The following is a 13,679-nucleotide window of genomic DNA, read 5'->3' on the forward strand; positions in this document are numbered from 1 at the left end:
GCCGTGGGCTGGTGGCAGCTGAACGCGGACACCCTGGCCCGCAGCCGGTTCGTCCTCTCCCCGCTCGCCGAGACCTTCGCGAGCCTGAAACTGCTGCACTCGGGGCAGGGCGCGCATCCCGGTGAGCGGGAGTGGCTGCGCGCGCATCTGCCCGGCTACCGGGCACGACTCGCGGCCGACCCGGTGACGGCCCGCCTGGTGCGGGCGGGACTCGGCCGGGACTGGATCGCCGACTTCCTCACGCCCACGCCCCGCGCCGGGGAGGGCTTCGCCGACGAGGTCGCCCGGGTGCGCGCGGTGGGACCCGCCGCCGCCCGTGCCCATCTGCGCCTCTCCCTCGCCGGACCGCTCCCGGCCGCGCTGGACCGGGACGACCTGCCCGAGCGCGCGGCCGCACTGCTGGAGTGGGTGTGGCAGGAGACGGTGCGGCCGTACTGGGAGCGGCGCCGGCGGGTGCTGGAGGCCGATGTGATGGCGCGGACCGCCCAGGTGAGCCGGGGCGGCTGGGCGAGCGTGCTGGACTCTCTGCGGCCGGGTGGGACGCGGTGGCTCGGGGACAACCGCTTCCAGGTCAATCTGCACGAGTATCCGCCCCGCGAGATCTCGGGCGCCGAGCTGCTCCTGGTGCCGGTGACCCCGCAGCGGACGGGGTGGGTGGCCTGGGAGGAGGGGGAGCGGTACGCCGTGGTCTATGCCTGCGACGGCGTCCTCGCGGGTGAGGGTGAGCGTGCCGTGCCCGAGAGTCTGGGCGCGCTGCTCGGGCCCGCCCGGGCCGCGGTCCTCGTGCTCCTCGGCTCTCCCATGAACACCACCCAGCTGACCGCGATCACCGGGCAGGGGCTGGGCTCGGTGGGCCGGCATCTGAAGGTGCTGCGGGAGGCGGGGCTGGTGCGGCGATGGCGCGCGGGGCGGTCGGTGCTCTACGCCCGGACGGCGGCGGGCCAGGTGCTGCTGGAGGCCGGAAAGGGGCCCGTGGCCCTGGGCCGTAACCCGCCGGGGCTAGCATCCGCACCATGACGACTCATGACCACAACGGCTCTGTACTGAACACCGAGATCGGGGCCCTCAAGGGCGGCTCCGCGAACCTGCCGCAGTACGCGGGCAAGGCCGTGCTCATCGTGAACGTGGCCTCCAAGTGCGGCCTGACCCCCCAGTACTCGGGTCTGGAGCGGCTGCAGGAGCGATTCGCCGGGCAGGGCTTCACCGTGCTCGGGGTGCCCTGCAACCAGTTCCTCGGGCAGGAGCCCGGCACCGCCGAGGAGATCGCCGAGTTCTGCTCGGCGACCTACGGTGTGACCTTCCCGCTGACCGAGAAGGTCGAGGTGAACGGAGAGGGCCGGCACGCGCTGTACGAGCGTCTGACCGGCTTCGCCGACGCCGCGGGCCACAGCGGTGACATCCGCTGGAACTTCGAGAAGTTCCTGATCGGGCGGGACGGCGAGGTCGTCGCCCGCTTCTCGCCGCAGACCGAGCCGGAGTCCGCCGAGGTCGTCGCCGCGATCGAGAAGCAGCTGGCCTAGCCGATCGCCCCGTAGGAAGAGAGCCGAGCCCCCTCGGCAAGGACGGCGACTCGTCGAGAGGGCTCTGCGGGGGTGGTGCTTGTGCAGTTGTCGTCGGACGGGCCTACGAGGGAGCGTCAGAGAAGGCTCCCTACGCCTTGACCGAGGCCACGAAGGCGTTCCACGCGTCGGCGGGGAAGGCCAGGGCCGGACCCTCGATGACCTTGGAGTCGCGTACGGCGAGTTCCGCGGTGGTGGGCGACTTGACCTCGACGCAGGCGCCGTTGCCCGCGGAATAGGAGGACTTCATCCACGTCTCCGAAGCGCCCTGAATCAGTGCCATGTCCACTCCTGTTGCGAGTTGCTGGTGGTGCGGTTCACGCCAACCTTGTTGTCTGATTGGCGTGATCGACGCTACCGGGCAACCGCCCTTGCTGGAGTAGTCGTTCACTCAAGCGGATGGCATATTCCGGGTGGGCCTTCCGTTGAAGCGGAACAACGGTGTACGATCCGGCGCTTCCTGTGGAGCCGGGTTCAATCGGCGTAGGTTTTCGCCACATCGGAAATGTATTGCCGGGATTGCTCCACATTGAGGGACTGCGCCCGCAGATGCTCGTACATCACGGCGTACTTCTGGACGTCCTGCGCCTTCTCCAGGTACAGATCGCTGGTGACGCCCTCCAGGTAGACCACACTGGAGTCGGCCGCGTCGGTGAACTCCAGGATCGCGTACTGCCCGTTGAGCCCCGGGTGCGCGCCCACCTCGAACGGCAGCACCTGCACGGTGACGTGCGGCAGCTGGGACATCTCGATCAGATGCTCCAGCTGCTCCCGCATCACCAGCCTGCTGCCGACGACCCGGCGCAGCGCCGCCTCGTCCAGCACCACCCACAGCCGCAGGGGGGGTGCCCTCGGCGGTGATACGTTCCTGTCGGCGCATGCGCACCTGCACGCGCTTCTCGATCTCCGCCGTCGACGTCTCCGGCAACGCGCCCTGCACCAGGGCCTCCGCGTAGGCGCGGGTCTGCAGCAGTCCCGTCACCAGCTGGGGCTCGTACACCCGCAGCGACTCGGCGTCCGTCTCCAGGCCGATGTAGACGCTGTAGGGGATGTCCCCGAACGTGTGCCACCAGCCCTGCTGACGCGAGTCCCGGGCCATTTCCATCAGCGAGTCGACGATCCGCTGGTCCTCGACCTCGTACACCCCGCACAGGTCGCGCACATCGCGCTGACTGATACTTCTGCGGCCGTTCTCCAGCCGACTGATCTTCGACTGCGACACGAGCAGCCGCTCCGCCACTTCTTCGGCCGTCATGCCCTTGAGCTCGCGGAGCCTGCGCAGCTCCTGGCCCAGCCGGCGTCGCCTGACGGTGGGATTGACATTGGACGCCACGGGACGTGCACCTCCGGCTGCCTGCCTGTACCTGACACTTTGTGTATCTGCCGTTGAGCAGACTGCCACCAAGGTGGTTTCTACCGCTGGGAAACCGTGGATATGCGGCGCGTACGCGTCAGTTCGGGCACGGATTTGCGGGTCCGGACGCGGTCGAGCGGGGCGGTGGGACCACGAGGGTCTCACCGCCCCGCTCGAACCAGCGGCTCCCGTACCGGGTCTTGCTGCCGACGGTGCGGCTCAGTGGGCCACGGCGCGCGCCATGGACCCTCGGCGCGGCTGCATCGGAACCCCGCGTGCGGGTTCCGCCGTGGCCCTGACAGCGGGCCCCGCCTGGCGGCCGGCCGTGGCCGGACCGCGCCGCGGCTGGGCCGCCGCGCCGTTCTGTACGTCCATCACGGCATGCGCGACCAGCCCGCCCATGGGGTCGTGCCGGATCAGATCCCGCAACCGGGACCGGGACGAGCGCCCCTCGTTCCCCGGATACAGGTGCTTGCCGAGGCCGACGGCGTGTGCCAGGGCGGCGAGCGCCGCGGTCCGCGGGTCCGGCGGTACGCCGGTGCGGATCGCGGAATCCAGCCGGGACCGGATCTCCCGGCTGATGGCGGTGTCCGTCGCCTGGTAACGAGTCGTCGGCAATACTCCGCACATCTGCCCCGGCACGGCGGCAACCATGCCGCACCGTTCGAGATGCGAGAGGTAGACCTGACGCAGCCCCAGTCGGGGCCCGCCGATCCAATGGACCGCCCGTACGGGAGCGCCGCGCCTTCGCAGCAACTCCAGCGCACAGTCCAAAGTCGGATCTCCAGTCGGCCGTGGTACCACCACGGCGATACGATCCCCGTCTGGGGCTATCCGTCCGGCCAGCGCCAGCTCCACTAGCTGCGCTCCGGCCAGACCGAGGTCGAGCGACTGCGGCTGTGCAGTGGTACCCGTGGCCGGGTCCAATGCCAGCAGCAGAAGCTCCTCCGGAAGTGTTCTGCGGCTCCTGCCCATCCATGCCTCCCCGCGTGGATGAATGACAGGGTGACCCCTCTCACATTGGTCTGTCGAGGGTGCGTGACCGGTTCGTGAGGGAACCGGTAGGTATGTCGTTCTCGTCTAGCACAGGGGCCAAGCCCTCACACAGGACACTGGTACATGGTTCGGACAGGGCGCGCGCGTGGGCGTGCGGCGCATGGAGGAGGCATCGGTGGCGGGCGAGTCCCCCGACAGGTCGAAGCAGCACGAGTCGTCGGCGGAACCGACGCCGGGGAGCGCGGGTTCGGTTCCCGAGACTCTCGATCCGCGTCTGACCGTCTCCCGCGAAAAGGATTCCTCGGGCGCCGCGGTGGACACGGCGACGAAGGTCCTGTCGGTACGGGACGTGAAGGAAGCCGCCAAGTCCGCCAAGGGCGAGGACGAGGACGCCGACCTCCGCGAGGCGGTCTCGGCATGGGTCCGCTCGGCGGACGACCCGGAGCAGCCTAAACCCGAAGCCGACGCAACTGCAAAGAAGCCGGCGAAGCCCGAGGCCTCCGAGCCGCAGACCGACTCCGCGGCCGACGAGCCGAAGAAGAAGGCGGAGACCGAGCCCGAGCCCGAGCCCGCGGCGGAGCCCGAGCCGAAGGAGAAGGCCGATGCGAAGGCCGAGTCCAAGTCGGAGGGGAACACCGACGCGTCGGCCGGCACCGACGCGGAGTCGAAGACGGGCGCGGACACGAACGCGGACGCAAAGGCGGACGCGGACGCGGTTGCAAAGGCTCCCGCCGAGGACGAGACGAAGACCACCGACGCGGACAAGGCCGAGCCGACGGCCGCCGACGCGGACGAGTCACATGCCGCCGACGCGGACGAGCCGTCGGCCGCCGACGGCGAGGACGCGGCCGAGGACGAGTCCCGCACGGGTCGTACGGGCGGGAACAAGGCCGAGGCCGAGAGCGAGGCCGAGGCGGAAGCCGCCGACGGCGAGGACGGCCCGCAGAGCCCCGTGGCCGGGGACGAGACCCCCGCCCGCGGGAACAAGGCCGAGGGCGAGGGCGAGGCGAAGGGTGCCGACGGGGACAAGCCGTCGGCCGCCGGCGGCGGGAAAGGCATACAGGGGCCACCCGCACCCGACGACGAGACTCGTAGGGGTGGTGCGGGTGGGAACAAGACCGACGCCAAGGCCAAGCCCCCCGTCGACCAGCCCACCACCGTCATCAAGGCCGTAACGCCCAAGCCGCCCAAAGCCCCGCAGGGGAAGATCGACCAGCCCACCACCACCCTCAAGGCGGCCGGCAGCAAGTTCGTCCCGCTGAAGAACCCGGACGTCACCACCGCCGTCCCCCAGATCGGCCCCGAGCGCACCACCCAGCAGCCCCTTCCGCCCAAGCCCCCGCTGGACCTGCTGGCCGAGCTGACGAACACGCCTCCGCCCCCGGAGACCGTGGTCCGCACGTTCGTCCGCCGGGTCAAGATCTGGACCCCCCTGGTCCTCCTCCTGGCGGTCGTCTTCGCGGTCGTACAGACCTTCCGCCCGCTGCCGTCGCCCGCTCTCGCGCTGACCGCCAAGGACAGCTACACGTTCGGCGGCGACAAGCTGCAGCTGCCCTGGCCGGCCGAGGGCCAGGGCTGGATCGACGGCGACGGCATCGGCAACATGGGCAACTTCGGCAAGCAGTCGCCCGTGGCCATCGGCTCGGTCGCCAAGACCATGACCTCGTTCATCATCCTCAGGGACCACCCCCTCAAGCCGGGGGAGGAAGGCCCCAAGATCAAGATCGACGCGACGGCCGAGAAGGAGGGTGGCTACAGCAAGAGCGGCGAGTCCACCGTCAACACCCTCAAGGCCGGCCAGTTCGTCACCGAGAAGCAGGCCCTGTCGGCCGTCATGATCCCCTCCGCCAACAACATCGCGCGTCTGCTCGCGCGCTGGGACATGGGCTCGGAGGCGGCGTTCGTCAAGAAGATGAACGACACCGCCAAGGAGCTGGGGATGACCAACACGACGTACACCGATCCCTCGGGCCTGAAGGAGACCACCATCTCCACCGCCGAGGACCAGGTGAAGCTCGGCCGCCTGGTCGTGAAGAACCCGGCCCTGGTCGCCATCACCAGCGCGGCCAGCTGGACCGACCCCACCGGCCACAACTATCCCAACTGGAACAAGCTGCCGTTCCAGATGGGCGCGATCGGCATCAAGACCGGCAGCACCACCGCGGCCGGCGGCAACCTGCTCTTCGCCTCTCGCAAGACGGTCGGCGGGCAGACCGTGACGATCGTCGGCGCGATCCTCGGCCAGCACAAGGGAACGTCGATCCTCGACACGGTCAACGCGGTCAGCAGGACCGCGCTGACCGCCGCCCAGGACGCGCTGACCTCGTCGAAGATCCTGAAGAAGGGGGACGTGGTCGGCTACGTGGACGACCAGCTCGGCGGCCAGACCCCGATCGCGATCACCAAGGACGTCACCATGCCCGGCTGGGCGGGCCTGAAGGTCAAGCTGTCCTTCGCCTCCGGCACCGTCCCGCACACCGCGAAGGCCGGCACCAAGGTCGGCACGCTCACCGTGGGTGACGGTTCGGCCGGTGCCGTGAAGGTGCCGGTGGCCCTCCAGCAGGATCTGGCCGAGCCCGGCTTCACGGACAAGCTGACCCGCCTCGGCTGAACCGGGCGCCCGGTTCAGCACCAGCGCACCCCGCCGACGGAGCCCCGCGGCGGGGTGCGTGCTAGCGTCACGAATCGGGGCAGGTCGCCGGTCACGGGACAGGGCCGCGAACTGGACGGGAAGCGGCCGGGAACACCGAGGGAAGCGGCCGAGAACAGAAGACGGGACACGGGGAGTGCCTTCAGGTGGCCACAACCGAGCCGACACGCGCCGACGACGCCGATCCGGACCCGGGATCCGGCCCGCGAATATGCCTGTCCGCGGCTGACACGGACGGTCATCAAGAGGAGGACCGCCCGGACGGCCGTGACGACAGTCACACGGACGACCACGCCGGCGACCGCGCCGACGGTCGGGACGACAGCCGTACCGACGGCCGTCCCGGCGCACGTCCGGACGGCAGACTCGCCCGCCTTCTCGCCGCCGCCGAACCCCTGCGGCAGCGGCTCCTGCTGCACCCCGCGCTGTCCATCACCGCCCTCGCGGGCGTCCTGCACATCATCTGGCTCTTCACACTCGCGAACAGCGGTGGCGATCTCGCGGCCCAGGACGCCTGGGCGGAGTTCGTCGGCCGGCACCCGGACTCGGCGTACAACCTCGCCTGGTACGGGGGCATGCACCCGGTCTCGTACAGCGTGGTGTCGCCGTATCTGATGTCGGTGCTCGGCGTCCGTACGACGATGATGATCGCCGGAACGGTCTCGGCGGGCCTGCTGACGATGGTCCTCATCCGCAGCCGGGCGGTGAAGAACCCGCTGTGGGCCGCGCTCGCCGGGGTCTTCGCGCTGATCTGCAACGCGCTGTCCGGACGGGTGACCTTCGGGCTCGGCACGCTGTTCGCGCTCGGCGCGGTCGCGGCCGTCTTCTGCTGGCCCTACCGGTGGCGGTACAAACGCTGGGCGAAGGCCCTGGTCGCCGGCCCGCTCGCGGCGCTGGCCACGATGGCCTCGCCGGTCGCGGGGCTGTTCGTGGGCCTGATCGCGGTCGCGCTGTTCCTGCAGAAGCGGCGGCCGGGCGCATGGGCGCTGGGGCTCGCCCCCACGGCGGTGGTCGCCGTCTCGGCGTGGCTGTTCCCCTTCTCCGGCACCCAGCCGATGAAGTTCGCCTCGGTGATACTGCCCCTGCTGTACGGCCTGCTGTGCCTGTTCCTCGTCCCCAAGGAGTGGATCACCGTACGGCTGACGGCCGCCGTATACAGCCTCGGCACGGTCCTGGTGTGGCTGATCAACTCGCAGATCGGCTCGAACATCTCGCGGCTGCCGATGCTGTTCGCGGGTGCGACGCTGATCGCCGCGCTGCCGTACACGGTGCCGCGCTCGCGCAAGTGGTACGTGACCGTGCTGGCGTTCCTGGGCTTCGCCGGCTGGATCGGCTTCAAGTCGGTCGACGACATCGTGATCACCACCCCGACCGCGTCCTGGGCCCGTGAGCTGGCCCCGCTGGTCAACCAGCTCCAGCGGGTCGGCGCGGAGAAGGGCAGGGTCGAGGTCGTCCCGGCGAGCTCGCACCGCGAGGCCTCCGCGCTCGCGCCGTACGTCAACCTGGCCCGCGGCTGGAACCGGCAGGCCGACATGGAGCGCAACCCGCTCTTCTACGACGACACGCTCAACTCGGCGAACTACCACGAGTGGCTCCAGCGGTGGGCCGTGCACTTCGTCGTGCTGCCGAAGGACAACCCGGACGGGGACGGCGGCGAGCGCGAGCGGGCGCTGCTGCGGCGCGGGATGCCGTACCTGACGCAGATCTGGGGCGATGCCAACTGGCAGCTGTTCAAGGTGACCGACCCGGCGCCGATGGCCGAGCCCCACGCGGTGGTGGACCGGGCCGAGCAGGGCGAGATGACGCTGGAGGTGCGCAGGGCCGGGCGGATCCTGATCAAGATCCCGTACTCGCCGTGGCTGAGCATCGTCGACGCGCACGGCAAGAGCCTCAAGGCGCCGCAGGAGACGGAGGCGTCCAAGCACCGGGCCGAGGGCATGCCGAAGACGTACGACAACGTCAACGGCTGTCTGATGCAGACGCCGGAGGACGAGAAGGGGGACAAGTGGACGATGCTGCTGGCGCCCAGGGCCGGGACGTACCACTTGGCCGCGCCGTACCAGCTGCCCAGGGGTACGCCCTGCCCGGACGAACTCAAGACGCCCTGACCCTCAGCGGAGCCGGTCCACGTAGGTGTCGGTGCCCGGCACCGTGGGGATGAAGGGCGCCACCAGCTCCACCCGGCCCAGGCCTGCCTCCGCCACCTGCTCGTCCAGCCCCGTGAAGTGCCCCTCCCAGCACTCCCGGGGATCCGTCTCCAGAAACCACAGCAGGGTGAGCCGGGTGTCGACGCCCTCGACCTGTTTGACGTAGGTCATGCGGTCGCCGGGCAGGGGGGTCGGCCGGAAGACGGTCACCATGGCCGCCGGGGAACCCGCGAGGCGGCCGGGCAGATGGCGGGCGCCCAGCCACTCCAGCAGCCGCGCCCGCTGCTCCGCCGAGTCCGCGTCGATCACCTCCACCACCAGCCCCGCATACGGATGGTCGAGGGCGTGGAAGTCGCGGGGGCCCGCCGCGCCGTCCCGGTAGACCGTCGTCTCGCGGTCCTGGAACGCCGTGAAGACATGGGTGCGGTCCTGGTAGACGCGGGCGTCGCGGTTGAGGCGCCTGTTGATGGCGACGGTCCACTTCATGTGGTCGTCGTAGCGGCCGTCGGTGATCCAGTACGTGGAGATGTAGCAGCCGGCCGTGACCGGCTGGGCGACGGCCGACTTCTCGGGGTAGCGCAGGAGCTGCAGATCGCGGGTGGCGACCCAGCGGCGGCCCGCGTACATCCAGGGCATGGCCATCGCGCCGGCGTAGTAGTGGTCGTCCTCGTACCAGCGGTTGTAGGCGTACTCGTGGCCGGGACGGGGTTCGACCATGGTGATCAGGGCGTGCCCGAACGGGACCGTGTACGGCCCTACGGCGGCCAGTTCGGCGTACAGCTCGCTGCGGGTGTCGTCGCTCATGCGGTTCCCCTTTCCTGCGGCCGCCCATACTCTGACGCCTCGTCAGAAAAGGCCAGAGTGCGGGAGGTCGCCATGTCACTGCTCGCGGGCAAGACCGTCGTCGTCTCCGGGGTCGGGGCCGGGCTCGGCCACCAGGTCGCGGCGGCCGTCGTACGGGACGGCGGGAACGCGGTGCTGGGGGCGCGCACCGAGGCGAACCTCGCCAAGAGCGCGTCCGAGATCGATCCGCACGGGAAGCACACGGCGTACCGGGCGACCGACATCACCGACGAAGGGCAGTGCGAGGCGCTCGCGCGACTGGCGCGGGAGCGGTTCGGGGCGATCCACGCCGTGGTGCACGTGGCGGCCTGGGACTCCCACTTCGGCGGGGTCGAGGACGCGGACTTCGCGACCTGGCAGTCGGTCATCGACGTGAACCTGCTGGGGACGCTGCGGATGACCAGGGCCTGCCTGCCCGCACTGAAGGCGGGCGGGGGCGGGTCGGTGGTGTTCATCGGGACACAGTCGGCCGTCGCCGCGCCCTCTCAGGTCAAACAGGCCGCGTACGCCGCCTCGAAGGGGGCGCTGACCAGCGCGATGTACTCGCTGGCGCGGGAGCTCGGGCCGTACCGGATCCGGGTCAACACGGTGCTGCCGGGCTGGATGTGGGGGCCGCCGGTGCAGGCGTACGTCCAGTTCGCCGCAGAGACGGAGGGGGTGGCGGAAGCGGAGGTGCTGGGGCGGCTCGCGGAGCGGATGGCGCTGCCGGAGCTGGCGACGGACGGGGATGTGGCCGATGCGGCGGCGTTCCTCGCCTCCGACCGGGCTCGGTCCATCACGGGACAGTCGCTGCTGGTCAACGCGGGGGAACTGATGCGCTGATGTTCATGTAGATGAACGAGGGTCACCACTCAGAACATTTTTACCTGGACTTGACCTTCATCTTGCTTGTCGTGTTCACGTGGCCGGTCTCACGATCGGGCACATGAACAGTCTCGACTGGGCCGTGCTGATCGGCTACTTCGGTGTGATGGTCGCGATCGGCCTCTGGTCGCACAAGCGCGTGGACAACGTCAGCGACTTCTTCACGGCCGGCGGCAAGATGCCCTGGTGGCTGTCCGGCATCTCGCACCACATGTCGGGCTACAGCGCGGTGATGTTCACGGGCTACGCGGGGATCGCCTACACCTACGGCGTCACCTCCTTCATCACCTGGTCCTTTCCGATCGCGCTCGGCATCGCCATCGGCTCGAAGCTGTTCGCGCCGCGCATCAACCGGCTGCGGTCCAGGCTCCATGTGGCCTCCCCGCTGGAGTATCTGAAGAACCGCTACAACCTCTCCACACAGCAGGCGCTCGCCTGGTCGGGCATGCTGCTGAAGATCGTGGACGTCGGAGCCAAGTGGGCGGCGATCGCGACCCTGTTGTCGGTGTTCACGGGTGTGACGCTGAACCAGGGCATCCTCATCACGGGCGCGATCACCGCCGTCTACTGCACGATCGGCGGTCTGTGGGCGGACGCGCTGACCGAACTCGGCCAGTTCGTCATCCAGTTGCTGGCCGGTGTCTCGATGTTCGTCGCGGTCGTGATGAAGCTGCACGACAAGAACATCGGCTTCTTCGGCGCCTGGGACGAGCCCGTACTGCACGGCCACGGCAAGCCGCTGGTCGGCCCGTACGGAACGGTCTTCCTGCTCGCGTTCCTCTTCATCAAGCTCTTCGAGTACAACGGCGGCATGCTCAACCAGGCCCAGCGCTACATGGCGACGGGCAGCGCGCACGAGGCCGAGCGCTCGGCACGTCTGTCGGCGATCCTGTGGCTGGTCTGGCCGGTGGTCCTCTTCTTCCCCATGTGGATGTCCCCGCTCCTCGTCCACGCCAAGAAGCCCGACGGCTCCGACTCCTACGCCCTGATGACCGAACATCTGCTGCCGCACGGGCTGCTGGGCCTGGTCGTCGTCGGGTTCTTCTCGCACACGATGGCCATGTGCTCCTCCGACGCGAACGCGATCGCCGCGGTCTTCACCCGTGACGTGGCGCCGGTGCTGTCGCAGAAGGCCCGCAGCTGGGGCGAGCGTTCGGGCCTGATCGCGGCCCGTGTGACGACGGTCGTCTTCCTCTGTCTGTCGATGGCGGTGGCGACACAGGTCAACTCCCCCGCCTTCAAGGACATCATCACGGTCGTGATCAAGTGGGTCGCGGGCCTGATGGGCCCGATCGCGATCCCGATGATGCTCGGTCTGCTCCGCCCGTTCCGCCGGTCGGGACCGACGGCGGCTCTCACCAGCTGGGCGGCGGGCCTGCTGGCCTTCTGGCTGGTCAACTACCCCATCAACTGGAACGTCGACGGCGGAGTGCCCCTCCAGTACCAGGTCTCCGTACCGCTGGCGGTCTCCCTGGTCCTCTACATCCTGATCGGCTGGCTGAAGCCGGAGGACACCCCCGAACGCCTGGCGGTCATCGACAAGGTCAACACGGACGGGGACGGCGTGAGCGCGGTCCCGGTACCGGCCGCGGCGGGCGACGACATCGTGGGGGCGCCCAACCAGTGACTGTAGCCTGCCAAGGGGGCCTCCGGCGGCGGCTCGTCGTCCCCCGTCCCCGGGGTGACCGGCAAGGCGTTCGCGGCCTCGTCCGCGGCACCTGGAAGGTCACGTCCACGATGCCGGGCGGCAGCACCGTCTCGTTCTCCGCGATCGTCGACGACGGTGTCTGGACGCTGAACCGGGCCGGTGGGAAACCGGAGAAGGGTACCTGGTCGCTCCAGGGCGGGCGGCTGACGCTGAGCGTGCCCGAGGACTTCGCGGGTGGCGGCTCCGGACAGCACACCGCCTCCGCGGCCGACGTTCCGGCGGCGGTCGGCGACCACGTGTCCCTGGTGCTGCCCTGGCAGCCGCCCGGGATGACGGCCGGCGCCTCCGGCGAGCATCTGGAGGTGAACTACATCGAGCACACCGGGGTGCTGGAGATCCGCCACGTCGAGGACAACGGCGGTACGACCGTGCACCTGTGCCGCAGGGCGTGAGCGCACCCGCGGCTCAGGCCCGCGGATAGCGGGCGAGCCACCCCGGTGACGCCCCGGCGGGCCCGTGCAGTGCGGGCCCCTGGGTCATCTCCATCGCGAAGTCGTCGGCGAGTTCCAGAATCGTCGGCCGGCCCTCCAGCTCGACCAGCCACCCGGGCGGAAGCGCCGTCTCGCCGTGCAGCGCGCCGAGCAGCCCTCCGGTCAGCGCACCCGCCGCTGCCGAGGGCCCGCTCTGGTTGACCGCGAGGCACAGGCCGTGGCGTACGTCCTCGCCCACCAGCGCGCAGTACACGGACGCGGCCAGCAGGCCGTCCGCGGTGCCGTCGCCGGCCAGTTCCTCCACCCGGGCCGGGCCGGGCAGCCCCTGCCGTACCGCGCCGAGCGCGTGCTGGAGGGCGTCGGAGACCGGCTGGTGGCCGGGGCGGGCGGCGAGCAGGGCGAGGGACCGCTGCACGGCCCCGTCCAGGCTCTCGCCGCGCGCGAGGCCGTGCATGATCACGGCGTACGCGCCCGCCGAAAGGTAGGCGATGGGGTGCCCGTGCGTCTGGGCCGCGCACTCAACGGCCAGCTGGATCACCAGCTGGGGCTCCCAGCCGACCAGCAGGCCGAAGGGAGCGGAACGGGCTACGGCCTCCGGACCCAGCTCACCCGGATTCTTCGGGGTCTCCAGCGTGCCCATGGTGTCGTCGCCGAGGCCGATGAGCAGCGCCCGGGTCGGATCCCGGCGGGCGTAGAGCCACTCCTCCCGCGCCAGCCACCCGTCGTCCTTGCGGCGCTCGTCGGGCCCCCAGTCCCGCTGGGTGGCCGCCCAGCGCAGATACGCCCGGTGCAGATCGGTCGGCGGATGCCAGGCGCCGGTGTCCCGGCGCACCTGGGCCCGGATCAGCCCGTCCACCGTGAAGAGGGTGAGCTGGGTGTGGTGGGTGACCGTACCGCGTCCTCCGTGCCCGTAGGCCAGGTCGAGCAGGCCCTCCCCGCCGTACACGGAGCGGATCTCGTCGAGGGCGAGCGCATCGGCCGGTCCGCCGAGCGCGTCGCCGACGGCGACGCCGAGCAGGGTGCCGCGCACCCGGCTGCGGAAGTCCTGCTGCTCGGCGCGGCCCCAGACCGCACCGGACGTGGCACCCACCCAGACCTCCTCACGGCACCGTCCGTACGTACGACGC

General features: G+C 70.3%; 11 protein-coding genes and 1 pseudogene. 7 read left to right on the forward strand and 5 right to left on the reverse strand.

The window, feature by feature from the left end:
- Positions 1 to 3: 3 nt before the first annotated feature.
- Together AVL59_RS44035 and AVL59_RS44040 are read left to right on the forward strand one after the other, a co-directional pair.
- A complete protein-coding gene (locus AVL59_RS44035) occupies positions 4 to 1,017 on the forward strand; it encodes an ArsR/SmtB family transcription factor (RefSeq protein WP_067318488.1) in 1,014 nt (337 codons plus the stop codon).
- Positions 1,014 to 1,520, forward strand: coding sequence for a glutathione peroxidase (locus AVL59_RS44040; RefSeq protein WP_067315615.1), 507 nt, complete (start codon positions 1,014 to 1,016; stop codon positions 1,518 to 1,520). Before AVL59_RS44035 ends, AVL59_RS44040 begins: the two co-directional genes overlap by 4 nt.
- A gap of 130 nt (positions 1,521 to 1,650) precedes the next feature.
- Here AVL59_RS44040 and AVL59_RS44045 read toward each other — a convergent pair whose 3' ends face one another.
- The 3 genes and pseudogenes from AVL59_RS44045 to AVL59_RS44055 form a co-directional block, all read right to left on the reverse strand.
- Positions 1,651 to 1,842, reverse strand: coding sequence for a DUF397 domain-containing protein (locus AVL59_RS44045; protein WP_067315618.1), 192 nt, complete (start codon positions 1,840 to 1,842; stop codon positions 1,651 to 1,653).
- Between the two features lie 191 nt (positions 1,843 to 2,033).
- Positions 2,034 to 2,892: pseudogene (locus AVL59_RS44050) on the reverse strand (helix-turn-helix domain-containing protein).
- A 240-nt stretch (positions 2,893 to 3,132) separates the two neighbouring features.
- Positions 3,133 to 3,888, reverse strand: a complete 756-nt coding sequence (locus AVL59_RS44055; protein WP_067315620.1) for a GOLPH3/VPS74 family protein — start codon at positions 3,886 to 3,888, stop codon at positions 3,133 to 3,135.
- A 181-nt stretch (positions 3,889 to 4,069) separates the two neighbouring features.
- Here AVL59_RS44055 and AVL59_RS44060 point away from each other — a divergent pair, with 181 nt between their 5' ends.
- Positions 4,070 to 6,520, forward strand: a complete 2,451-nt coding sequence (locus AVL59_RS44060; RefSeq protein ID WP_067318490.1) for a D-alanyl-D-alanine carboxypeptidase — start codon at positions 4,070 to 4,072, stop codon at positions 6,518 to 6,520.
- A 185-nt stretch (positions 6,521 to 6,705) separates the two neighbouring features.
- Positions 6,706 to 8,667, forward strand: coding sequence for an MFS transporter (locus tag AVL59_RS44065; protein WP_208870550.1), 1,962 nt, complete (start codon positions 6,706 to 6,708; stop codon positions 8,665 to 8,667).
- A gap of 3 nt (positions 8,668 to 8,670) precedes the next feature.
- Here the strand turns inward: AVL59_RS44065 and AVL59_RS44070 are convergent, their stop codons facing one another.
- Entirely contained in the window at positions 8,671 to 9,510 is an 840-nt protein-coding gene (locus AVL59_RS44070; RefSeq protein ID WP_067315623.1) for a hypothetical protein, read from the reverse strand.
- Positions 9,511 to 9,582: 72 nt separating this feature from the next.
- Here AVL59_RS44070 and AVL59_RS44075 point away from each other — a divergent pair, with 72 nt between their 5' ends.
- The 3 genes from AVL59_RS44075 (at position 9,583) to AVL59_RS44085 (ending at position 12,513) form a co-directional block, all read left to right on the forward strand.
- The gene (locus AVL59_RS44075; RefSeq protein ID WP_067315625.1) at positions 9,583 to 10,371 is read left to right on the forward strand and encodes an SDR family oxidoreductase; all 789 of its coding nucleotides are present in this window, start codon (positions 9,583 to 9,585) and stop codon (positions 10,369 to 10,371) included.
- 103 nt (positions 10,372 to 10,474) lie between these two features.
- The gene (locus tag AVL59_RS44080) at positions 10,475 to 12,040 is read left to right on the forward strand and encodes a sodium:solute symporter family protein (protein WP_067318494.1); all 1,566 of its coding nucleotides are present in this window, start codon (positions 10,475 to 10,477) and stop codon (positions 12,038 to 12,040) included.
- Positions 12,041 to 12,150: 110 nt separating this feature from the next.
- On the forward strand, positions 12,151 to 12,513 hold the full coding sequence (locus AVL59_RS44085) for a hypothetical protein (RefSeq protein WP_067315627.1): 363 nt from the start codon (positions 12,151 to 12,153) through the stop codon (positions 12,511 to 12,513).
- A gap of 13 nt (positions 12,514 to 12,526) precedes the next feature.
- Here AVL59_RS44085 and AVL59_RS44090 read toward each other — a convergent pair whose 3' ends face one another.
- Positions 12,527 to 13,642 carry an ADP-ribosylglycohydrolase family protein gene (locus tag AVL59_RS44090; RefSeq protein WP_067315630.1) on the reverse strand — a complete coding sequence of 372 codons (1,116 nt, stop codon included), beginning with the start codon at positions 13,640 to 13,642 and terminating at the stop codon, positions 12,527 to 12,529.
- Between the last annotated feature and the right edge of the window lie 37 nt (positions 13,643 to 13,679).

This window comes from Streptomyces griseochromogenes, assembly GCF_001542625.1.
Lineage (GTDB): Bacteria > Actinomycetota > Actinomycetes > Streptomycetales > Streptomycetaceae > Streptomyces > Streptomyces griseochromogenes.